The organism is Paenibacillus sp. sgz302164, assembly GCF_056120505.1.
Genome location: NZ_JBVYOL010000019.1, coordinates 77,338 through 99,288 on the forward strand (window position 1 = coordinate 77,338; position 21,951 = coordinate 99,288).

The 21,951-nt window shown below is 55.9% G+C and carries 18 protein-coding genes; 5 read left to right on the forward strand and 13 right to left on the reverse strand.

Annotation, left to right across the window (positions count from 1 at the left end; genetic code table 11):
* Positions 1-164 precede the first annotated feature (164 nt).
* Positions 165-395: a DUF2626 domain-containing protein gene (locus AC0LWT_RS27355; RefSeq protein WP_474684455.1), complete on the forward strand. Its 231-nt coding sequence runs from the start codon at positions 165-167 to the stop codon at positions 393-395.
* A 35-nt stretch (positions 396-430) separates the two neighbouring features.
* Here AC0LWT_RS27355 and AC0LWT_RS27360 read toward each other — a convergent pair whose 3' ends face one another.
* Positions 431-1,555, reverse strand: coding sequence for a class I SAM-dependent methyltransferase (locus tag AC0LWT_RS27360; protein WP_474684456.1), 1,125 nt, complete (start codon positions 1,553-1,555; stop codon positions 431-433).
* A 122-nt stretch (positions 1,556-1,677) separates the two neighbouring features.
* Here AC0LWT_RS27360 and AC0LWT_RS27365 point away from each other — a divergent pair, with 122 nt between their 5' ends.
* Both AC0LWT_RS27365 and AC0LWT_RS27370 read left to right on the forward strand, forming a co-directional pair.
* Complete coding sequence (locus AC0LWT_RS27365) at positions 1,678-2,643, forward strand: hypothetical protein (RefSeq protein ID WP_474684457.1); 966 nt, start codon at positions 1,678-1,680, stop codon at positions 2,641-2,643.
* Positions 2,644-2,743: 100 nt separating this feature from the next.
* Entirely contained in the window at positions 2,744-3,859 is a 1,116-nt protein-coding gene (locus AC0LWT_RS27370) for a coiled-coil domain-containing protein (protein WP_474684458.1), read from the forward strand.
* Between the two features lie 675 nt (positions 3,860-4,534).
* Here the strand turns inward: AC0LWT_RS27370 and AC0LWT_RS27375 are convergent.
* Complete coding sequence (locus AC0LWT_RS27375) at positions 4,535-5,866, reverse strand: PhoH family protein (protein WP_474684459.1); 1,332 nt, start codon at positions 5,864-5,866, stop codon at positions 4,535-4,537.
* Positions 5,867-6,038: 172 nt separating this feature from the next.
* Here AC0LWT_RS27375 and AC0LWT_RS27380 point away from each other — a divergent pair, with 172 nt between their 5' ends.
* Positions 6,039-6,593, forward strand: a complete 555-nt coding sequence (locus tag AC0LWT_RS27380) for a YhcN/YlaJ family sporulation lipoprotein (RefSeq protein WP_474684460.1) — start codon at positions 6,039-6,041, stop codon at positions 6,591-6,593.
* A 57-nt stretch (positions 6,594-6,650) separates the two neighbouring features.
* On the opposite strand, the gene AC0LWT_RS27385 is transcribed toward AC0LWT_RS27380, so the two are convergent.
* From AC0LWT_RS27385 to AC0LWT_RS27420, 8 genes are all read right to left on the reverse strand, one after another.
* A complete protein-coding gene (locus AC0LWT_RS27385) occupies positions 6,651-6,827 on the reverse strand; it encodes a hypothetical protein (RefSeq protein ID WP_474684461.1) in 177 nt (58 codons plus the stop codon).
* A 182-nt stretch (positions 6,828-7,009) separates the two neighbouring features.
* Positions 7,010-7,285, reverse strand: a complete 276-nt coding sequence (locus tag AC0LWT_RS27390; RefSeq protein WP_474684462.1) for a hypothetical protein — start codon at positions 7,283-7,285, stop codon at positions 7,010-7,012.
* On the reverse strand, positions 7,286-7,723 hold the full coding sequence (locus AC0LWT_RS27395; RefSeq protein ID WP_474684463.1) for a hypothetical protein: 438 nt from the start codon (positions 7,721-7,723) through the stop codon (positions 7,286-7,288). It abuts the gene before it with no gap.
* 17 nt (positions 7,724-7,740) lie between these two features.
* Entirely contained in the window at positions 7,741-8,019 is a 279-nt protein-coding gene (locus AC0LWT_RS27400; protein ID WP_474684516.1) for a YlaH-like family protein, read from the reverse strand.
* 117 nt (positions 8,020-8,136) lie between these two features.
* Positions 8,137-9,978, reverse strand: coding sequence for a translational GTPase TypA (gene typA / locus AC0LWT_RS27405; RefSeq protein WP_474684464.1), 1,842 nt, complete (start codon positions 9,976-9,978; stop codon positions 8,137-8,139).
* 180 nt (positions 9,979-10,158) lie between these two features.
* Positions 10,159-10,641 carry a hypothetical protein gene (locus AC0LWT_RS27410; protein WP_474684465.1) on the reverse strand — a complete coding sequence of 161 codons (483 nt, stop codon included), beginning with the start codon at positions 10,639-10,641 and terminating at the stop codon, positions 10,159-10,161.
* Between the two features lie 100 nt (positions 10,642-10,741).
* On the reverse strand, positions 10,742-13,582 hold the full coding sequence (locus AC0LWT_RS27415) for a VWA domain-containing protein (RefSeq protein ID WP_474684466.1): 2,841 nt from the start codon (positions 13,580-13,582) through the stop codon (positions 10,742-10,744).
* Entirely contained in the window at positions 13,566-15,500 is a 1,935-nt protein-coding gene (locus AC0LWT_RS27420; RefSeq protein WP_474684467.1) for a vWA domain-containing protein, read from the reverse strand. Before AC0LWT_RS27420 ends, AC0LWT_RS27415 begins: the two co-directional genes overlap by 17 nt.
* Positions 15,501-15,741: 241 nt before the next feature.
* Here AC0LWT_RS27420 and AC0LWT_RS27425 point away from each other — a divergent pair, with 241 nt between their 5' ends.
* Positions 15,742-16,947 (forward strand): MFS transporter, encoded by a 1,206-nt coding sequence (locus AC0LWT_RS27425; RefSeq protein ID WP_474684468.1) that lies wholly within the window; start codon positions 15,742-15,744, stop codon positions 16,945-16,947.
* Positions 16,948-16,961: 14 nt separating this feature from the next.
* On the opposite strand, the gene AC0LWT_RS27430 is transcribed toward AC0LWT_RS27425, so the two are convergent.
* The 3 genes from AC0LWT_RS27430 to AC0LWT_RS27440 form a co-directional block, all read right to left on the reverse strand.
* Positions 16,962-17,990, reverse strand: coding sequence for a DUF58 domain-containing protein (locus AC0LWT_RS27430; RefSeq protein WP_474684469.1), 1,029 nt, complete (start codon positions 17,988-17,990; stop codon positions 16,962-16,964).
* Positions 17,987-18,976, reverse strand: coding sequence for an AAA family ATPase (locus AC0LWT_RS27435; protein ID WP_474684470.1), 990 nt, complete (start codon positions 18,974-18,976; stop codon positions 17,987-17,989). Before AC0LWT_RS27435 ends, AC0LWT_RS27430 begins: the two co-directional genes overlap by 4 nt.
* A gap of 1,349 nt (positions 18,977-20,325) precedes the next feature.
* A complete protein-coding gene (locus tag AC0LWT_RS27440; RefSeq protein ID WP_474684471.1) occupies positions 20,326-21,948 on the reverse strand; it encodes an AAA family ATPase in 1,623 nt (540 codons plus the stop codon).
* Positions 21,949-21,951: the final 3 nt, after the last annotated feature.

The following is a 21,951-nucleotide window of genomic DNA, read 5'->3' on the forward strand; positions in this document are numbered from 1 at the left end:
TTTTTTACGGCTCATACATCGGATTCGGACAAAAAGCCATACTAATGATGCAAGACGAAATGTTTTTAATTTCTTCGCGCTTGGAGGTTTACACTCGTCTAAGCAAAAGGTATAATGTGATGTAGTAAAAGTGCATCGCGGCATGAGAGGGGGATAAAACGTAAATGGATCGCATGTTTCGGGTTTTAGGATTTTGGACGCTTGTCATCGCATTGATGAGTTTAGCGGGAGATATGATTCCGATGTCTCTGCTTTTCTTTTTCCAAACGGCCGTTTTCGTGATTCTGGGCTATATGCGCTTATCAGAACGCACCTACATACTGCTGTTTTGGGGATATATGATCATCTCCTTCAGCGGATTTACGTATTGGTCTTTCTTCAGAATGTCCGTGTAAAATTCAAAAAGGTGATCCGAATGACATCATTCGGGTCACCTTTTTTTATGCGCTGTCATTACCTTGAACAGCTCGCTCATTTGATCGCTGAGCAGCAGCTGGCGGATGGCGCGATTCTTCCTTGCAACCTCGCTGAACGGATTCGGGTCGTGATGCTCCTGCAGCTTGTGCAAAATGCCCTGCTCCACAAGAAACTCCCGCTGCGTCCGCAGCGTACAGCCGGTAAACCCCGCTCGCGCCGCCGCATCCAGGCACAAGCTGAAATTGACATGAGCCGTCATGTCCTGCCGCCCCTGAAATTGAAACGGATCGTCCGCAGCCTGATGCTGCCGGTAGCACATCAACGTGCCGCGCTGCCGGTGCGCCCCGTAGATTTCCTCTTCCCGATCGCCATAATCGATGACGATGACGCCTCCGCTCCGAACGCGCTTCGCTACCGCGTGCAGCCAGTCCTCCGCGGCGAAATTCACTTCCCCGATTTGCCCGTCCGGCCATTGAACTTTTAGCCCGGTCATATAGTCTAATAATCGTTTGGATGCTGCAGGATGCCAGACTTCCCGGAAAGATCGATCCGGCTCGTCCCACGCCACGTACGCCTCCTCGTACCGCCCTTCCCGGTACCTTACCCGGTGAACCGGAAATGCGTCGAGCAGCTCATTGGCGAGCACAAAAATCCCGTCGCCCGGAGGAGCGGCAAGCCAGTCCGCATCCGCAACAAAACGGACGACAGCCTCGTGCGGCTTTAAGGTCTCAGCCTGCAACCGCCGATGATATCCGCTGGATTCGATCATCGTATAGCTGAGACGGGCGTACAAAGACGGTGCTGTCAGCCGCAGCTCATTTAAAAGATGAAGAGCAAGCCGGCCGCTGCCCCCTCCCCATTCTACGATGGAAACCGGCTCCGTTTCCCGCACGGTCTCGGCCGCCAGGCGAACGATGAACGCGGCCACCATCTCGCCCATTGCGGTGCCGATCGAAGAGCTAGTGTAGAAATCGCCGTCTTTCCCGATTTTGACAGTCTCGCTGCGGTAATATCCTCCGGGCTCGTGGTATAAACATATATCCATATAATCGCGAAACGGAATCGCCCGCTTCTCGTGCCGCCGGATAGCGGCTATCAGCGCTTGAACGACTTCCGGGTGACCAAGCTGCACATTCACAAAGATTGCCTCCTGATATTCGCTGCAAATTGCAAGCGTTTTTTGCAATTGTTTACATACAGACAAACCGGGTATAAACCATTATAATGAAGAAGGACTTATGGAAGGAGAGACTGGAATACATGTTTAAAAAATGGATGACGTTAACGGTGATCACCTCGGTCGGCCTCGTTTCGTTAACAGCTTGTACGGACAACACCAAGATCAAAGAAACAGTGGAAACATCGTTAACCAAGCAGCAGGAAATGAAATCGTATTCGTTTGACGGCAGCGCAGCTCTGCAAATCAGCGACGCGCTGATAAGCTCTCCGAATCCTCTTACGAACGGAATTCTCGGCGTATTCCGGGAAAGCACCATTGAGTGGAAAGGCGCCAGCAGCCTCGATCCGCTACAGTTCGAGACCGATTTGAAAATTACCCCCAAAGGGACTACGTCTCCGATTGCAATACCTATTCTTATTAAAGATAACAAATTGTATTTCAATATACCAGCTATCAATAAAACGGCTGACGAATATTATGCCGTCGATTTGCAGCAGCTTAGCCAAAACAGCGCGGCACCGCTGAAGCTTGATAATTTGAAAAACACATCGCAATTGACCGCGGCGCTAAGCGGCATCATTTTCCAGGGCACCGATCCCAAATGGTATAAAGAGGCCAAAGAACCTGTCAAGCTGAAAGACGGTTCGAACGCCAAATCGATCAGCATCGACCTGACCGCGAAAAACGAAAAAGAATTGAACGCCATGCTGCAAGCCAAACTGCCGGATTTCGTCGGCACGCTGCAAAATAACGGCCTGCTCGCCGCAGACAAGGCGGAACAGCTCAAAAAGTCGCTGACCGGCGTCCAACTGAAAGCCCCTGGCACGCTGAGCGTCGCGATCGACGATCAAGGTTTCATCCGCGACCAGTCGATGGACATTATTTTCACGGTAACTGCGGCTGACGGCAAATCGTCGGAGAACAAATTGACGCTCCACCAAACCTATGACGGGATCAATCAAGCCCCTGCTTTCACCAAGCAAGTTCCAGCCCAGGTTAAAGACTTTAATGACGTCCTTAAGCTGATAGTCAAAACAAAAAAATAGCTTTCCTTACATGCTTGCTCCTTTCGCCGGGGGCAAGTATTTTTTTGTGCTTCATTTAATAGAAATATGATAATCTGTACATAGGGGGAGAAACGTCTGAATGAAATACAGGAACCGAATCATGCTCGTCGTTTTATCGGCGATGCTCATCTGGAATACGGCCGCGCCCATCCGTTCGGTATTGGCTGAAGAGGCAGGCGCTGCACACGATAATACGAAAGAGCTGCTGCAAAAAGGGCTGACGATATACGAAATCGACCGGGAACTCGCCAGACTGAACGAGCAGGACGCCAAGCTCGCCGACCAAATCCGGCTTAACGAGCAGGATATCGTTCGGCAAAACGACAGCGTTCAAGAAACGAGAAAGCATGCCGGCAAAGTGCTCAGAGCCTATTACACCGGAGACCGCGATACGATTTGGACGCTTCTGTTCACCGTTACTTCGGTCAGCGATGCGATCCGAATGTTGGAATACATACAAATGATACTTGTGAACGACCACAAAGCGTTGGCCAGCTTTACCGAATCGTTCGCCAAGCTCAAGCAGTTGCGGGCGGATCTTGATACGTCCCGCAGCGATTTGCAGAAAACGAAAGACAATTGGCTGCAGCAGCGGCAGCGGCTCGTCACGCTCCAGGAAGAACTGGACAAACGGCTTGCAGTGACGGCCCAGGCGGCGGTCGTTCAGCAGCAGATCAAGTCGTTGAACGATCAATGGAAAGAAGAAGGCCTGCCTGTGTTCCGCGAATACTTGAAGCAGCTGTCCGCCGCTTTCCTTGAATTTCCCCAGTTTATTACGCAAAGCGGCGCCGACAATAAATATTTGGATTTGTCTTCCTTCAGCAACCCGCTGATCACGATCAGCGATCGCGATTTCAACGACTATTTGCACCGGACTAACGAGCAGTTGAAAAATCTCGACTTCACCTTTCAGAACGACGGCATTGTCGCCTCGGGGAAAAAAGACGATCTCGCCTTCAAGCTGCAAGGCAAATTCGCCTTAATTGAAGGAACGGACATGAACGAAGTCCGGTTCCTGATCGACCGTATCGAATTCAACGGCTTCGAGCTGCCGGATACGACGATCGCGGACATGATGAAAGAATTCAATCTAGGCTTCATCCCGAAAAAGATGGTCAGCTACCTCGATGTCGTGAGCGTAGAAACAAAAGACGGGAAAGCTGTCGTCAAACTCAAGCTATCCTTTACAAAGTGAACGGATGGGGCTGCGTCGAAAACCTGCAACAATCAGATTAGATTGATAACAAAGTGACGGGATAGAGGAACCTGAGGGGGGCAGCCTTGGTGCAAGCGTTCTTCCCCAATCCACTCCTCTCCTGAGCAAGTTACAGCACTGAAGTGGGAGGACACAAGCCGGCTGGACAGGGAGAAAACCTGCGAAAGTGCAGGTTTTTTCTGCGAAATTAGTTTGTTTTGGCGAAAAACCTGCAAAAGTACAGGAATTTTCGCTGAAAGTGAATCGGAGTCCATGTATTCGATGAAAAGCCTGCACAATTGCAGGAATTCTTCGTGGCCAGTGGTTAAGGACACAAATTCATGTATTTTTGCAGGTTTTTTCGTGCAGCCAGGCAGATTGTGGCTATCGCCTATGACGCGGCAGTTTTTTGGGCAGCCTGACTTTTGAGGTTTTTCGTGCAGCTTGGCAGATTGTGCGATCGGCCCTGGCGTGTGGGTTTATGGGCAGCCCCATGCCCATGTGTTCATCGTTCGTTATTTTCAGGTTAGTACGGCATTCCAGCCGCTGCGCAGGCTCAAGCCCGCTCTAAGCGGGGAATATCTATGCAATCGCGGGCTTTCCACGCAACGAACCGATGCCACGCAAACAAGCCCTTATCCGCAGATACGGATAAGGGCTTGTTTGCGTTTCTCGTTATAGCAGGTCCGCCGCCAGTTGGGCCAAGTGCGAACGTTCACCTCGTTCCAGCGTGATGTGGCCGCTGATCCCCTCTTGCTTGAATCGCTCGACCACATAAGTGAGGCCGTTGCTGGATGCGTCCAAATAAGGATGGTCGATTTGCTCGGGGTCGCCCAGCAGCACGATTTTGCTGTTCTCGCCGACACGCGAGACGATCGTCTTCACTTCATGCTTCGATAAGTTCTGAGCTTCGTCGATGATAATGAATTGTCCCGGGATGGAGCGCCCGCGGATGTACGTCAAGGCCTCCACCTGTATGCTGCCCAGCCCTGCCAATATTTTATCGATATCGCCCGTTTTTTTCGTATCGAACAAAAACTCCAGATTATCATAGATCGGCTGCATCCAGGGGCGCAGCTTCTCGTCTTTTTCACCGGGCAAATATCCGATATCTTTGCCCATCGGAACGACGGGGCGGGCGATCAGCAGCTTTTTGTACTTGCGCTCGTCTTCGATTTTCATAAGCCCCGCGGCAAGCGTCAGCAGCGTTTTGCCCGTGCCCGCTTTGCCGGTCAAGGTCACCAGCGGGATCTCGTCGTTTAAAAGCAATTCCAGCGCCATGCGCTGCTGGGCGTTGCGCGCCGCGATTCCCCATACGGGCTCGTTGCTCATATAAAGCGGCTCCAGCTTTTTGCCTTCGGCATTGACTTTTAACAAAGCGGATTTCGACGTTCCAAGTTCATCTCTTAAAATAACAAATTCATGAGGATGCAGCGAATACCCGAGATTCAGCGAATGGAGGTTCAAAAAGCGGTACGTATAAAATTCGTCTATGATCGACGGATGCACATGCAGCGTCACATATCCCGTATACATATCAGTCTGGGAGACAATGCGGTCGGTCAAATAATCTTGAGCCGTCAGCCCGAGAACGTCCGCTTTAATTCGCACCAGAGTGTCTTTGCTGACAATCACGACAGGCTTCGGATCGTCGTTCTCCTGTTCTTCCAGATGATAGTTGAGCGCAACCGCAAGAATCCGGTTATCGTTGGTGAGCTCGGCGAACGTTTCCTGAAGCTTGGCAAAGCTGCGGTGATTCAGCTCCACCTTGATGCTGCCGCCGCTTTCCAGCGTGACTCCATCGGATAATGTACCTTTGACGCGCAGACCGTCAAGCAGACGGGATACATGTCTGGCATTTCGCCCAATCTCATCGGCGTTCCGTTTCTTCGAATCGATCTCTTCCAACACCACGGCGGGTATGACTACTTCATTATCGTCGAAAGCAAATAAAGAATTAGGGTCCTGAAGCAGTACATTGGTATCCAACACGTAAATTTTTTTCATATGTGTGTCCCCTCCCGGATTTGGCGTTAGATCTTTTGCTGTAGGAATGCAATTTTTGATTCGCTGGAATCAAATTCATTCCTTGTGCCAGATGCCATGCTATCTGATGCATACATACAAAATAGCTGTGCAGGACAAACTAAACGCAAGATTCAAGGAAAAGAAAGGATCGATGCTGGTGAAACGAATTTGTCTGATAGTGCCGCTGCTTTTCCTTGCTGCCGGCTGCAGCCAAGCGCCGAAAAGTGGTGCTGCCCCCTCTCCAAATGCAAATCAGGATCAAATTAAAGTGCAACAAATCGCTCCGCAAAAACTGGAAATTAAAAATCCGCAGCAAGTCGCAGAGCGTTTGGAGAACCTGGCGGTAAGCGTTCCGCAAGTGGAAAGTGCCCATTGTGTTGTATTCGGCAACACGGCTGTCGTAGGAATCAATGTAAAAAAAGATATGGACAGATCCAAAGTCGGAACCGTGAAGTATTCCGTCGCAGAAGCGCTGCGCAAAGACCCGTACGGCGTCAATGCCATCGTTACCGCAGATATGGACCTCGATCAGCGCTTGCGCAACATTCGCGATAATATTAGGGCTGGAAGGCCTGTCACAGGCTTCGCCGAGCAGATGGCCGATATCGTCGGCCGGATTATGCCGCAGATCCCCCGCGATCTTAGAGATGTCCCAAGCACCCCCGTACCGAACGATGCGAATCAGGTAGGAAGACCTAACCTGTAGCCCGATAACCGGATAAACTTGGAAAAGACGAGAAAAAGCCTGACAGCGTAAGCATGTCTAGGCTTTTTTTATCGCATGAAAAACTTGTCCGTCCAGCTCAATCGCTGCACGTCGGTTGAATGCACAGAACACGGCGGTCCGAGCCGACTTGATGCCTGTCTCGGCACAATCCGGATTGTCGCTTGGCAAGGCTGAAAACAATTGCTCCGGTAAAGTTGTAATTGGTTCGGCCATGATGTTTGCGCCTCCTACAAGGTAGTAGCATACTAGCCTTACAATTTCAGTATATCACAAGCAAGAGCACGTGTTCCACTTTTATGTATCCATTTTTCAATCCATGCGAACACTCCTTCGGCCTGCGGCAGGATATACCCTATTGTATCGTTCGGAAGGCAAAGTTATGTCGGTGTCGCAAGTTATTGATTATATTTAGGATTTGAGTTGATGTCTTCCAGCAGCTTTTCCGCCGCCTCCCGGTCGAAAGATACGCTCCTGCTTACTCCTTCCTGCTCATAAGCGATGATGACCTTGATGGCGTCTTCACCTTCGATCTGCATCCCTGTTACCGCGTGATCCTCCCGCAATAGAACGGCGAAGAAATCGAGCGTTTCCGCCGCCGCCCTATCGTCCGTCCGCGCTTCCGCGACAATATGCATCTGCAGCCAATTAAACAGCGCATCCTGAAGTTTCACTCATCTACCATCCTCTCTCAGCAAAATGACCTCATACCCGTTCTCCAGCCATTCCAGCCATTGGCGCTTCCACAGCAGCTGCCGGTCGGAAAGTCCGCCTGCGCCGCCCTTCAGTTCCCTTACCAACTCTCTCGATGCCTCGGGAGCAAGCAGACGATCCAAAAAAGCTTCCGCGCAATGGGATATATGCAAGGGATTGCCGTCGAACGCCAGCACGCCAGGAGCGGCCAGATCCGCCTCGACAAGCTCGGAGCCGCACAGCTCTTCGTCATCGCTCAGCAGCAGACTGGCTTTGAACATCGGCAAAAGCCGCGGATGGAGCGCATGCGCCTCCTCCCGCAAAGCGTCAACCTCGCCCGGCGGTTCGCAGCACAGACGATCAGCCCCGAAAGTTACAGGTTCCCTGCAAATAATAGGAGTTAACCAATAGCGGATCATCAACCAATCCCCCTCCCTTATTGGGAAGACCTTTTACCGGTTCTTTTTTCAACAAAATAGCGCACCCGGACCAGGAACATGAGAAATACGGCCACAGCCAGACTGGGCACGATCGGCAATCCCGCGACCTGGAAAAAGAGCAGCATGATCGAGCCGATCGCAATCAGCACGTAGATGATGAGCGTCTTCAAAACCGGCAGCTTGCGCGCGCGGAACACTTTATTATACACATACGACATAAACACGAAAATCAACAAATATGTAATCAGGATATGATCGCCAAACCACCCAGTCAACACAAGTCTCACCTCCATGAAAGCGAATTCTCACAAGCATACGAAAAATATAGGGAAAGGGAAATGACAGCTCAAGAAAGTAACTCTGCTGCATTTCCCTTTTTTGCCTTTTATTTATTATACGCCTGCTTCGGACATTTTGCGGTGTTTTTCAGCGCGTTCGCGCTCGCTTTTATTCAAAATCTTTTTGCGCAGACGAACGGATTTCGGCGTAATTTCGCAGTACTCGTCATCGTTCAAGTACTCCAGCGCCTGCTCCAGGGAATAGATGCGGGGAGTTTTCATTTTCACCGTTTCTTCCTTGTTCGCCGAACGGATGTTGTTGACCGCTTTTTCCTTGCAAATGTTGACGATGATGTCGTTGTCGCGAGTATGCTCGCCTACGATCATGCCCTCGTACACTTCCGTCTGCGGGTGAACGAACAGCACGCCGCGGTCTTCGACGGAAAGAATGCCGTACAGCGTGGACACTCCCGTTTCGCTGGATACGAGCACGCCTTCGTGACGGCCGCCGACGCCTGCGCCCAGGTAAGGACCGTAGCTGTCAAACGCGTGGTTCATAATTCCGTAGCCGCGTGTCAGCGTCAGGAAGTACGTTCTGTATCCGATCAAGCCCCGCGCAGGAATCAGGAACTCCAGGCGCACGTTGCCGTTGCCGTTGTTGATCATATTGACCATTTCCGCTTTGCGGGTTCCGAGGCTTTCCATAACCGCGCCCATGCTGTCCTCGGGAACGTCAATGATCAAGCGCTCGATCGGCTCCATTTTTTGTCCGTCGATTTCGCGGATGATGACTTCCGGCTTGGACACCTGCATCTCGAAACCTTCGCGGCGCATATTCTCGATCAGGATGCCGAGGTGAAGCTCGCCGCGCCCGGAGACGATGAAAGCATCAGGGCTGTCCGTGTCCTCCACGCGCAAGCTGACGTCGGTTTCCAGCTCTTTGTACAGACGCTCGCGCAGCTTGCGGGACGTTACCCATTTGCCTTCGCGGCCGGCAAACGGGCTGTTGTTCACGAGGAACGTCATCTGCAGCGTCGGCTCGTCGATTTTCAGCACCGGCAGTGCTTCCGGATTCGTCGGATCGGCAACCGTTTCGCCGATGTTGATTTCTTTAATCCCGGCAATCGCGATGATATCGCCTGCGCCGGCTTCTTCGATTTCAATCCGTTTCAAGCCGGAGAAACCGAACAATTTCTCGATTCTCGCCTGTTTTGTAGCGCCTTCGCGGGTAATAACCGCAACCGGTTGCCCTTGGCGGATTTTGCCGCGGTTCACCCGGCCGACCCCGATGCGTCCCAAATACTCGTTGTAATCCATCAGCGTAACGAGGAACTGCAGCGGTTGATCCACGTCTTCCGTAGGCGCAGGAATATGCTGAACGACCGTTTCATAGATCGCTTCCATGTTCGCATCCTGCTTATCCGGGTCAAGGCTGGATGTGCCTTGAAGCGCGGAGGCGTACACGACATGGAAATCCAACTGCTCATCCGTCGCTCCCAGCTCAATGAACAAATCGAGCACTTCGTCGACAACTTCCGCCGGACGCGCATTCGGTCGGTCGATTTTGTTGACGACGACGACCGGCGACAGGTTTTGCTCCAGCGCTTTGCGCAGTACGAACTTCGTTTGCGGCATCGTGCCTTCGAAAGCGTCGACTACGAGCAGAACGCCGTCGACCATTTTCATAATCCGTTCAACCTCGCCGCCGAAGTCGGCGTGTCCCGGGGTGTCCACGATATTAATCAAATAGTCTTTATAATTAATCGCCGTATTTTTGGCCAAAATCGTAATGCCGCGCTCTCTCTCCAAATCGTTGGAGTCCATGGCTCTTTCCTGAACGGCCTCGTTATCGCGGAACGTTCCAGACTGCTGCAGCAGCTTGTCGACGAGCGTAGTTTTGCCGTGGTCAACGTGCGCGATAATCGCGATATTGCGAATCTTGTCTCTAGCGTGCATGAATTATTCAAACCCTCTCTACCCTATGATTTTCGCCTCTGATCATAAAAGAAGCGTCGGACGAAAGCGCCGACGCTTGACATTTAACATTATTATATGCAAAAAAGCGACATTATGCAAGGATTTTGCACTTTATTTTATTGTAAACGGACATTTCCCCGCTTTGCAGGCCCATCCCCGCTACCATATTCTCGGCTTGCGCATCATGATCAGCACACCGCCTACGATGAGCAGCAGGGCAACGACGTAGATGCCGAGCTTGAACAATAAAGCAAGGACGAAGAAAACGGCGGATGCGACGCCCAAAATCAGCGCGGCGGTCATGACCCCGCGGTCGCGGCCCCGGTCAAACAAATGCAGCTCGTACAGACCGACGGCCACTCCGAAAATAAAGCCGGGCCACAAATAGCTCATCGAGCCCCAGCCAAAAATGTTGCAGTAAAAAAACATGAGAGAATACGTCGTCAGTATGCCGCCCGGCAGCAGAATCCCGGCCGGAAGCATGCGGTTAAAATACAAAGCGTGAAACAACAGCCCCGGAATAAGCAGCGCCAGCGGCCATAAATAAGCAAAGACAAAGTGAAAGACCCCTAATTTCCCAAGCAGCAAAACGATCGCAACCCCGATCAGCAGCACACCGATGGAGTAGCTGTTTCTAGCCATAAGGCTTCCCTCCCCAATTCGCCGAAAGTGAGCGCCCGTTCGACACTCATCTGCAAATAGTGTATCTCACTTGCGGAAAAAACGCCAGAAGGCGCGGCGTTTACTTGCGGTTGCGCCGTTTCGCTTCCAGCAAACGGCTCATCGCATCCGGCGGCGGGGCCTCGGACGCCGCCGGGGGCGCTGGCGGAGCGGCGGCCGCGGGCCGTTCCCCTTCGGCGGCGGCGGGCCGCGCAGCCGCCGCCGGGGGCCGCTGCAGCTTGCGCTCCGCAAGCTGCCGGCGTTCGCGGAGACGCGCAAGCGGCGTCTCCGCAGGCTGCGGCGGGCCGGCTTCGCGGCGGGCCCGCCCGAATCGCGCAGCCGTCCGGGCCCACAGGGCGGACGGCAGGCTGACGCGGCGCGCTGCGATATCAAGCAGCAGCAACGCGAGCGCGGCCATCAGCAGGTACGCGCTGATGGGGACCGCCCGCTTCTGCGCGGCGGAAGCGAAGGCGAAGGCGTCCTCCGGGTGCTCGAGCGAGAGCACCCGGCCGCCGGTCAAGGCGGCAAGCTGCTTCAGCTTGTCCGGGCCTTTGCCTTCCGTGATCCGGTATTCCGGCGAATACGGGATCACGAACCCCGACGTCGCGCTGCCGATCACGCGCTTCTCTGCGCCTTCCCCGCCCTCCGGCGCCAGAAGTTCCGTCTTCACCAAATATACGCCGGACTTATCCACAGGCACTTGCGCTGAATATTCTCCCGGCGCCGTAGCCGTGAAGGCGACATCCTTCGTGCCGAGGGAGTCGTCCGTTATAACCGCTCGAAGCTCGCCCTGCAAACCGGCGCTCCCGCTGCCGTTCCCGATCCGCGCTTCCAGGGTCATTTCGCTGCCTGACAAATGTCCGGTCAGCTCCATCGGCGAAGCTTCAAACTGCGGGAACGTCCATTTGATCATGCCCGTCAGTGCCTTCGGAAAACCCGGCCACTTGACCCAGTCCGCCGACCACGCTCCGGTAACGTCGCTCGTCCATGCAACCGACCGGCCGGACCCGTACTGCCACCTTGCCAAAACCGGGTCGGGCTCCTGGCTCGCCAAAATCACGTCCGCCGTTTCCTTCGGCGTCGTCGCGATATACCCGTTCAGGGCCGGCACCCCTTGCCCGAACAAGCCCATCCAGTCGGCTCCCCCCGTATAGGCGGGAACGAACGGCTGATTCACGATATACGTGCGGGAAATCAAAACCGCCTCGCGGCTGAAAATCGCCGGAATCGTCGTTTGATCGACAGCGGCATAGTACCTGCCCTTGGCGAGATCGGCAAGCTGCTTCAGCAGCGCCTGATCCGCATCGGTGCCGATCGCCACCGTGGACATCGTTATATTGTCCTTTTGCATGTTTTGCGTCAGGGCCTGATAGCTTTGATCTGTCGCGGACTGCCCGTCCGTCAGCAAAATGATATGTTTCCGCTGCGCGTCCACCTTCGACAGCTTCCGGTAAGCTTCTTCCACTGCCGAATAAATTTCGGTGCCGCCGTCGGCGGGAATCGAATTGATTTTACGGATGATGTCCGGCTTGTCGGTCAGCTTCTGCGGCTCTACGTACCAGAGCGAAGACGAATCGAATCCGAGGACGCCGAGAGTGTCCTTCTCCCTTAACAAATCCGTCGTCCGGGAGGCCGCCTCCTGGGCCAGTTTCATTTTGTCCCCGGCCATACTGCCGGATTTGTCGATCACGAGCACGATGCCGAGCGACGGAATTTCCCGCTTGCCGCGCAAATCCATGTAGACGGGAAGCGCGCGTTCGATCGGCGTTTTGAAATATCCGCCCAAACCGTAGCTGTCCTGCCCGCCGAGCATGACCAGACCGACGCCGTAATCGCGTACGGCCTGCTCGATCATCTCCATCTTGACCTGCGGAATGCGGGTTGCGGGGACGTCATTCAAAACGATGCTTTCATAGCCGGCATACGAAACAAAATTGTTCGACAGCAGCTCCGGCGTTATCGTATCGAAAGGAATCAACGCGGACCTAAGCGCCGCCTCCACATTTTGCGAAGCTCCTTCCTTGCCCTCGACGATGAGCACTTTCGGCGGCCCCTGCACTTTGCTGAACGCATAATGCGTGTTGTTCGCCGACTGCTCGTCCCCGTCCATATAGATCTCGGCCCTGTACCGGTGAATGCCCGGCTCCTTCGCCAGCGATTTGACGACAAAGCGGTTTTCGCCCTTTTCGAGCGTTACCTGCCCGGCCGTTATTTCCCGGTCGTCTTCATAAACCCGCAGCTGTGCGGGACCGGCCGCAGTCGCCCTTACCTGCACCTCGACCGAATAAGCTTCCCCTTGGTACAGCTTGTCGGGAACCCGCACTTCTTCGACGGCGGCATCTTTTTTCTCTTTGACAGGCATGGGCACGACGTCGACGGCAATTCCGCGATCGCGGAGCAGTGCGCCTTGCCGCAGCATATCGCCGACGTTTTCCTCGCCGTCGGATAGCAGCATAATATGCTTTCCCTTGCCGTCTCCCAGGGAGCCGGAAGCAAGCTGCAGCCCGGCGGACAAGTTCGTAAACTGCGCATTCGTCCGCGAAGTGAACTGGAAGCCGTCAAGAGGCTTGGTGTCCACAGACGTTTCCAGATAAGCGTCCAGCCCGATGGAAACAACCCCGGCTTCGTCCTGCTCCGACCGCTCTTTGGCGGCGGCGCGAATCCACTGGGCTTCCCGGCTATCCGCCTTTACGCTGTCGGAACGGTCCACGGCAAAGACGACGGTTTTATTGTTTTTCCATGTGAACAGCTGCGTCCCGGCAAGCGAAAGCACGAGAAGCAGAAGGACAAGCGTACGGACGGCAACCGCAAATTTTTTGCGCGTGCCGTTCAGCCTTGGAACGTGGAGCCACATGAGGCGGATATAAAAAACGAGGGGCACGATCAGCAGCAGAGCCCACACGCGGTCAAACTGAATGCCCACGTCTATACACCTCCCATTCCAGCAGCAGCAGGATCAACAGCATAGCAACGATCCAGGGCACTAAAGAAACCGCGAACGGTTCTTTGTCCGGCGAAACGGCGGCTCGGGATGCATCCGTATTGCCCGAGTCCGTCCGTTCGCCAGGGGTGGCCCCGGGCAGTAAATCCGCTTTCCCGTTGATATTCGATTCCCGTGAATCGATCGCCGATTCCAGCAGTCGCGACTGGACAACATTGCCTTGGGCATCGTACTCCATAAAACGGTACAGCCCTGGCACCGCAGGGATCGTCTGCACAGCCGCTACCGCTCCTCCAATTTGTTCAGCCGCCTGTTCGGCACCCTGACCTGACTCGGGCTTCCAAACGGCCTTGGCCGTCTCCGGATGAATCGCCAGCTCCCTTCTGTCGCCTGCTACGAATCGTCCCAGACTCGCGCCGTCCTGCCGTGTCAGCCAATTGGCCGCGTTTTGCACCAGAATCGGAAATTCGGCCCGCAGCGCCAAATCGGATTGCTGCAAGGAAAAAGCGAACACGAGGCGCGGAACGCCGCTTTCCGTGCCCGCCAGCAGCAGCGGCAGCCTGCCCGCTTCCACGATCGGCTTGGCCCCTTTTTGACCGGCGCCGGCAGCCTCGTCCGCTCGAGCGACGTTCACGTCCTGCAGCCGGATGAAGCGGGTGACAGGATGATCGGCAATCGTATAAGGAGGCGAAACCTGGCGGCTTGCCGAAGGTGACGGGGCGGCCGGAGGAAATGTCCAAAGCGGCGTCGATTTCAGGAGCCGCTGCCAGGGCTCTCCCGGCAGCTCCGCCCCCGATACGCCGTCGAGGATGACGAGATCGGGGCTCGTCCCGGTTGGCAGCGGATACGTCCCGTCGGCGCTTTTTTGTATTTTCAGCACATCGATTTTCGCCAAAGCGAGCGCTTTTTCCAAAAACAAGCTGCCGCTGCCGACATAGGCGGCTCTCTTGCGCCCGCCTCCTTCGGAAAACGCGTAGGCCGTGTTATCTTCCGCAAGCGCGTCTTGAACGTCGAGGGCCAGCTTGTAAACGGCTGCGCTTTCCAGATTTTCGAAATAAACGGTCTGCTGTTCGTCAGGTTGTAAAGTCAAGCGCTCGATTGTTACTGCCTTGGCATCAGCATAAAGCGCAGCCTCGAACGATGCTGGCGCGGCGCCCCAGTTTTTGACGACAGCTACGGCTTGATACCCGGAACCGCTGCCTCCCTGTTTCACGCCGAACTGCGCAATACTTACGTTTTCGTGTGACCCGGCAAGCTCCGTACGCTCGACGGCAACAGGTACGGCGAAAGAGATGCCTGATCCGTTTTCCGTCCATTGTCCGTCGGTGTAAATGCGCACCTGTGCTTCGGAGTCATCCCGAGTGAGCGCAGCAGCAAGCGACAGCGAAGCCTGATAGGCGGTTTTTCCATAAAAAGGCGTGACCTTCCGAATTGCGGACTCCAGGGCGGGAATGCCCGCTTGCCGCTGCATCACCACTTCCGGCTGATCTCTCATGACAAGCAGCGTATATTCGCTGTTTAGCGCATGCTCGCGGGCGAATTCCAGCAATTGCCGCTCCGCTTGCTGCAGCCTCGTCACGCCCCCTGCGGAAGCCTGCATGCTGGCGGAAGCGTCCAGCACGAAGACGACTCGCGCCGTCCCGCCGCCGCCCGTTCCGGGGACGAACGGCTTCATGAGCGCAAGCACGCACAGCGCGGCCGCCAGCAGCTGCAGCCAGAGCAAAAGCTGGCGGCGGAGACGCTGCCACGGCCGATTCGCTTCCTGCTCGCGCAGAATTCGCTGCCAAAGCAAATGGCTGGATACTTCGGTATCCACATAGCGCCGCTTTAGAAGATACAGGATGACGATAAAAGGCAGCGACAGCGAAAACCAGAGACCGCTTAAGGACGCGAACTGCATGAAAGGCTCACCTCTTTCTTTCTGAATATTTCGGGCATACTATTTCGGAACCGGCGGCAGCTATGCTGCAACCGCGTTTTTTTACCACATAAGAATGTTTAAGTTCTTTACAGCGCTAAAGCGCGTAGAACCGCATTCTTATTGGCGAATAAACCTACCTCTGAACGCGGTCGCTCATCTTCGAAAAGACCTCGATAGAGGTTTATCTCACAAAATGCACTTTTCCTGTACAGGAGGACTTATGGAACGATCGCAACCGGCTCACGCCCAAAAACCGCTTTGGACAAAAGCTTTCTTGCTTACTTCGCTTTCGAATCTGCTGCTTTTTTTCAGCTTTCAAATGCTGATTCCGACCATTCCGGTCCACATCCTGGATATTGGAGGAAACAATGTGCAGGTCGGGCTTGTGATGGGGCTGTTCACGATTTCATCGCTGATTACGCGGCCTTTTGCCGGCAAGGCGCTGGACACGCTGGGCAGAAAACACGTGCTGCTGGTCGGATTAACGATCTGCATTCTGACCATTGCCGGGTATTCCTACATGGCCGCTGTCGCGCTCATTCTCGCCGCCCGCTTCGTGCACGGCATCGGCTGGGGCATTTCCACCACTTCCCTCGGCACTGTCATCGCCGATATTATTCCGGCGGAAAGACGCGGGGAGGGAATGGGCTACTACGGGTTATCGAATACGTTTGCCCTGGCCTCGGCTCCGATGACCGGATTATGGGTTCTGCACGCTTACGGCTTCCATCGTGTGCTTCAACTATCCACTGTACTTGCGGTGATGTCGCTGCTCAGCTCGCTTTTTATCGCCTACCCGAAGCCCAGGCCGTTCGAAAAACCGGCTCAGCCGCCGAAGCTCATCGACCGGCTCATGGAGCGAAGCGCTGCGCTGCCGTCCGTTTTGCTGTTTTGCACAGCGGTTTGCTACGGAGGCATCGTCACGTTCATTACTTTATTCGGCCGCGAAGCCGGGATTTCGAATGTCGGATGGTTTTTTCTTTGCAACGCTTCCATGGTGTTGATCGTCAGACCTATAACCGGTCTGCTGTTCGACCGGAAAGGCCACGAATGGGTGCTGCTCCCCGGAGCTTTGTTCACGATATGCGGGCTGCTGCTGCTTTCGTTTGCGCACTCCGAGGGCTCCCTGGCGGCCGCCGCATTGTGCTACGGCATCGGCTTCGGCTCCATCCAGCCGGCACTGCAGGCGTGGACGATCAGCCGTGCGGCTTCGGCCCGCCGCGGTGCGGCGAGCGGCACTTTTTTCTCCGCCAACGATCTCGGCATCGGAGTCGGCGCGATGGCGCTCGGAGCGTTGGCTAACGCGCTTGGCAGCTACGCCTGGATGTACCGGTTTTCCATCGTGCTGATGGTCGCCTTCCTGCTTATTTACGGCTGGTCCCTATGGCACGCCAGACGCGGCGTTCGCATCGTCCAGCGGGCATAAGCTTGCGTGCTCTTTCACCGGACGAGTCCGCTGCGGCGCAGCTCGCCAAGCAAAAAATCGCCCGGAGGCACATCGGTAGCCGCCAGCAAATACGTAATCCCGCGTTCAAAGCAGAAAGATCTGAGTGACTGCGTGTACGCTTCTACCGCTTTCCGGTAAGACTGCAGCACTTTGCCGGTGACGGCTACCTCTTTGGCCGCGCCCGATTCGCTGTCGATCAACCTTAGCTCGCCGCTGAGACCGGGGTTCAGCTCCTCTGGCGACAGCACTTGCACGACGACCACTTCCTGCTTCGCGGCAAGCAAATATTGAAGCGCCTCCAGAACGCCGTTTTCATACAAAAAATCGGAAAACAGCCAGGTCATGCCCGCCTGCCGCGGAAGCACCGCCGGATTGCAAAACACGGCCCCGGCATCGCCCGCTCCCTGCGCCTCGCAGCCCGCCAAAAACTCAAAAAGCCTTGCCGCGCTGCCTTTGCCGCGAAGGTGCTTCAACTGCCCTGTCACCCGATCCGTAAAAGCCGCGGCGCTGACGCGGTCATACCGGTTCAGCGAAACGTACCCGATCGCCGCGGCGAGCGTTCTTGCGTACTCCCATTTGGTAAGCGGCGAAGCTCCGGAGCCTTTCCCAACTCGCGCCTCTCCCGGCCCGCTTTGCGGCGCTGCTCGGCGGGTGGTCAGACCCCAGGAGGACGAGGCGGCGGAACCGGCGGAGGGGCGTCCCGGTGGGCCTGCCGCGAAACCTGTTCGTCCGAAATCCATCGATTTCGAAGCATCCAGCCAAAGGTGAATGTGGAGCTCCTGCTCGTCCATAAACAGCTTTATAAAAGGCTTGCCCGTGCGCCCGTACGCGTTCCAATCGAGCTGGCGCGTATCGTCTCCGGGGCTGTACAGCCTGTAATCGGCGAAATCAAGGGAAGAGCCGTAGTTTTTCGAGCGGCGCTTCCCCTGCATCGTTCCGCTGATCCTGCTTTTGGCAGCGACGCTCATTTGATCCAGACGCCGCATGAGGCTTGCATCCAGCAGTTGCAAACCGCCTCTCATCGCCCGTTCTCCAGCTTAAGGATGACATCCCGAATGACGGAATCGGGCGAAACACCCAGCGCTTGTCCTTCAAAATTTAAAAACAGCCGGTGGCGCAGTGCCGGAATCGCAGCCGCGGCAATATCCTGTTTGGAAACGTGAAACCGCCCTGCCAAAAATGCCCTGACTTTGGATACGGCGATGATCGCCTGCACGCCCCTGGGGCCCGAGCCGAACCGGACGTATTTCCTGACAGCCTCGGGTGCGTCCGCCTCTTCCGGGTGCGTATTCATCAACAGCTGAACCGCATAGTCCAGCACTTCTTCCGCAACCAATATTTGTTTGAGCCCTTGCTGAATTTCCCGCAGCAGATCGCCGTCGGCGACCTTTTCGGCTTTCTCCTCGCTAGCTGAGGTCGTCCGCAGAATGATTTGCTTCAGCTCTTCTTTCGTCGGATACGTCACGTGAATTTTCAACAAAAAGCGGTCCAGCTGAGCTTCCGGCAGCGGATAAGTGCCTTCCTGCTCAAGCGGATTTTGGGTCGCCAGCACAAAAAAAGGCGAAGGAAGCGGATACGTTTCGGAGCCGACCGTAACCGTCTTTTCCTGCATCGCTTCGAGCAGAGCGCTTTGCGTTTTGGGCGTCGCCCTGTTGATCTCGTCGGCAAGCACGAAATGGCCGAACAACGGCCCCCGCTGGAACCGGTACGACGTTTCTCCCTGTGTGCCGAACTGGATCACATTCGTGCCCGTAATGTCGGCAGGCATTAAATCCGGCGTGAACTGAATGCGCGAGAAGCTCAAATCGACCGTATCGGCGATCGTCTTGACGAGCATCGTTTTGCCGAGCCCCGGTATGCCTTCCAGCAAAGCGTGCCCGCCTGCAAGCATGCACCACAACAGCTGCTCGACCACCTCCTGCTGTCCGACGATGACCCGCCCGATCTGTTCTTTCATGCGGCCGACCGCCGCACTCCATGTTTCAAGCTGCGCTTTGGATTCCACCATCGCTTTCCCTCTCCCGTCTGTGTTATCCACAGCAATATATGTTGCATAAAAATCAAAAGGAGCAACTCCTTCACAGTGTGTCTTTCTCGGGGCGCGTTGTGGCGCTGTGCGGCAGGCGGCCAAGCCCCACGTTCCGCACGCACGCTGGCCGAGCGGCCGTCCGCCAGATTCCGGGCCTTTCATCGATACCGGGCCTTTCTCCGAACGTTTGGCTAACAAGCGATTGCGGTCGACCGACCGCAGTCATGCAGCGCAACACCGCGTTGGGGCAACCGGATAATCATCCTTGTCACCCGATCAGATGATTCAAGTTCGATACAAGCTAAGATGCGCAGGCCAGCATTCTGATCGGCGAATCAACCTGCCTCCGAACGAGATCGCCACTTTCGAAAAAACTCGGAAGGGGTTTATCTCACAAGCTAGCTGCGCGAAGATAACGTGCCCAGAAACCCGCAAGCCGGAGCCGATCGCACAACCTGCCTGGGAGCCACGGATAAAAACCTGTAAACATACATCTATCCGACTCGTCGATACGCTGATAATGAAGCATTCCTGCAATTGTGCAGGCAGTTGAAAAACCTCCTATTTTTCTCGATGATCAAAAAAACACCAAAAGTATGGCCTAAATGCCCCTCGCAGATCGGTTTAATTCAATTTTTCCACTTTGAGATGAGACACCTCCACTAAAAATGGATCTGAGAGGAATCGGTTGGACTTTCGCAACAACCTGAAAACTGCAGCTTTTGCTCGATGGTTGTGCTGGACACGAAAAATTCATGCATTTGTGTAGGTTTTTCGCCGAGTACATTGGGATCAGGTTCGATTTCGCGGTAAATTCCTGCAATTGTTCGGCACATTTATAGGCTTCTGAGAAACCCGCACACCAGAGTCAGTCGCATCATTTTCCGGTTGCACGAAGAAAACCTGCAAAAGTGCAGTTTTTGCTCGATGGATACGCCGGCCACAAAAAATTCCTGCAAATGTGCAGGCTTTTTGTCGCTAACATGGGCTCAGGTTCATTTTTAAGGAAAATTCCTGCACAATCGCAGGCTTTTGGCCAAAATGAACCATTTTTGCGAAAAAAACCTGCACTTTCGCAGGTTTTTCCCAGACCCGGCCCGGCCTGTCAAGCCGCCTCATCCCCTCCCTGCTGTCCGGCCAACGTTGCGGCGCCGTACGGCAGGGAGTAGACCAAACGTCGTCTGCACGTTATGCAGCCCTTTCGGGCAAGCCCGACCGTGTGCTGGATCTGATGGTCTCGCTCACAAAGTCGGTCATGAACGGCTGCGCCAGCCTATGAAGCTTCACACGGCTGCGGCAAAACCGTGCATTAGGGATTCCCATTAAAATCAACGCTGCGGTTGAATGTCCAAAAAGTAGTCGCGCACCAGGTTTTGCATATTTTGCGGCAGCTCCGAGCGGTTCAGCGATTGCGCCGCTTCCGCCGCGTAATCGGCGTATACGTCCTCGTACGGGCGCGATGCCCCGTCCAGGCCCGGCGCGGCGCCGCCTTGGCTCACTTCGCCGCCGCGGCCGCTTACGGGCCCGCCGTCGGCGTACGTGCCGCCGGTGCCCGAGCGCTCGCGCGGCGTTGCGACGAGCCCGCGCGAGCCGGCGCCGACGCCGCCTTGCGAGCCGCCGGCTCCGCCGCTGCCCGCCGCTCCGGCGGATGCGCCGCCACCGGGCGCGGTGCCTGCACCGGCGCTGCCCGGGGCCGCACCGCCTGCCGCGGCCGGCGGCGATCCGGCGCCCGATGCGGCGGTGCCGCCTGCGGCAAGCCGCTCCGCGAGGCCGCCGGGGGCCCACGCCTGGCCGGGCTGCGCGCCTGCGGCGGCAAGCTCGCGGGCCTGCGGCAGCGCCCCGGCCGCGAGCCGGGCGCCGGCCTCGGCGGCCAGCGCTTGCTGCTGCGCGAGCGCTTCCTGCGCGGCGGCCGCGTCAGCGAGCCCCGCTCCGAGCTCGGCGAGCGCGGCCTCGGCCCCGCCGCCGCTGCGCAGCGCGGAGGCGGCCTGCCTGAGCTGCTCGCGAAGCTGCTGCTCCGCCGCCCCGGGCGGCGCCGATTGGGCGAGCCGCTCCAGCTCTGCGGCGAGCTGCTCCTTCTGCTGCGGCGTCATCGCCGCCACCTGCTCGCCGAGCTTGCCGGCCGCTTCCTTGACGCCTGCGGCAGCGCCCTTTTGCAGCTCCTCGCCCAGCTTGCGAAGCGCCTCCGTGCGCTGCAGCGACTCGGCCAACTGCTCGGTCTGCTGCCGCTGCTTTTCCAATTGCGCCAGCCCCGACTCGATTTGTTTCATCGCCTGCTCCATCGCTTGCAGAGCTTCCGGGGGAACTTGCTTTTGACCCAGCTTGTTCTCCAAATCTTTCAACGCTTCGAGCATGTCCTTGGCGGCCGGAAGCAGGGACGGTTTTGCTTCCCATTGTTTGACCAGTTCCTGCACGTTTTGCTTTTGTTCGTCGAGCCAAGCCTGCTGCTTCTGTCTGTCCCTGAGAACGTCGTCTGCACCGTTAGGAACGGCGAACAGCACGGCTAACGCAAGAGCACATGCGGATGTGGCGGCCGCTAATTTGCGGTCCACGCGAAGGCGTACGGTTTTATCCAGCTCATCCCGCACAAAAATGCCGCCCCGTTCGATCGCATCCTCGCGCTGCAGCACAGCGAATACCGTCGTCTGGCCGCTGTACCTGAGCGTTGTCGACATCCGGTCCTCCATGCCGTTGCGATCCATCCAGCGGGCGGCCGAATCGTCATCCGGACGGCGGACGTACAGCAGAGCGGCGCCGACGGCAAGCGCTGCCGCGAGCGCCAGCGGCACGCCCCAGCGATACCCGGGGATGGGGAAGAAACGCGCGATCATCATCCACGCCACGGCTGCGGCCAGTCCCGCAAGCAAGCTAAGCATCAGGCAGCGGAGCCCCTGCGCTTTCCACAAGCGCTGCCGCACAGGCCGGAGCACCTCCTGCAAGGTCGAATCTTTCACAAC

What these genes read in the sequence shown, in the direction of transcription:
- AC0LWT_RS27355 (WP_474684455.1), top strand. Translation starts at nt 165, where the DNA reads ATGGATCGCATGTTTCGGGTTTTAGGATTTTGGACGCTTGTCATCGCA.
- AC0LWT_RS27365 (WP_474684457.1), top strand. Translation starts at nt 1,678, where the DNA reads ATGTTTAAAAAATGGATGACGTTAACGGTGATCACCTCGGTCGGCCTC.
- AC0LWT_RS27370 (WP_474684458.1), top strand. Translation starts at nt 2,744, where the DNA reads ATGAAATACAGGAACCGAATCATGCTCGTCGTTTTATCGGCGATGCTC.
- AC0LWT_RS27375 (WP_474684459.1), bottom strand. Translation starts at nt 5,866, where the DNA reads ATGAAAAAAATTTACGTGTTGGATACCAATGTACTGCTTCAGGACCCT.
- AC0LWT_RS27380 (WP_474684460.1), top strand. Translation starts at nt 6,039, where the DNA reads ATGCTGGTGAAACGAATTTGTCTGATAGTGCCGCTGCTTTTCCTTGCT.
- AC0LWT_RS27385 (WP_474684461.1), bottom strand. Translation starts at nt 6,827, where the DNA reads ATGGCCGAACCAATTACAACTTTACCGGAGCAATTGTTTTCAGCCTTG.
- AC0LWT_RS27395 (WP_474684463.1), bottom strand. Translation starts at nt 7,723, where the DNA reads ATGATCCGCTATTGGTTAACTCCTATTATTTGCAGGGAACCTGTAACT.
- typA (WP_474684464.1), bottom strand. Translation starts at nt 9,978, where the DNA reads ATGCACGCTAGAGACAAGATTCGCAATATCGCGATTATCGCGCACGTT.
- AC0LWT_RS27410 (WP_474684465.1), bottom strand. Translation starts at nt 10,641, where the DNA reads ATGGCTAGAAACAGCTACTCCATCGGTGTGCTGCTGATCGGGGTTGCG.
- AC0LWT_RS27420 (WP_474684467.1), bottom strand. Translation starts at nt 15,500, where the DNA reads ATGCAGTTCGCGTCCTTAAGCGGTCTCTGGTTTTCGCTGTCGCTGCCT.
- AC0LWT_RS27425 (WP_474684468.1), top strand. Translation starts at nt 15,742, where the DNA reads ATGGAACGATCGCAACCGGCTCACGCCCAAAAACCGCTTTGGACAAAA.
- AC0LWT_RS27430 (WP_474684469.1), bottom strand. Translation starts at nt 17,990, where the DNA reads ATGAGAGGCGGTTTGCAACTGCTGGATGCAAGCCTCATGCGGCGTCTG.
- AC0LWT_RS27435 (WP_474684470.1), bottom strand. Translation starts at nt 18,976, where the DNA reads ATGGTGGAATCCAAAGCGCAGCTTGAAACATGGAGTGCGGCGGTCGGC.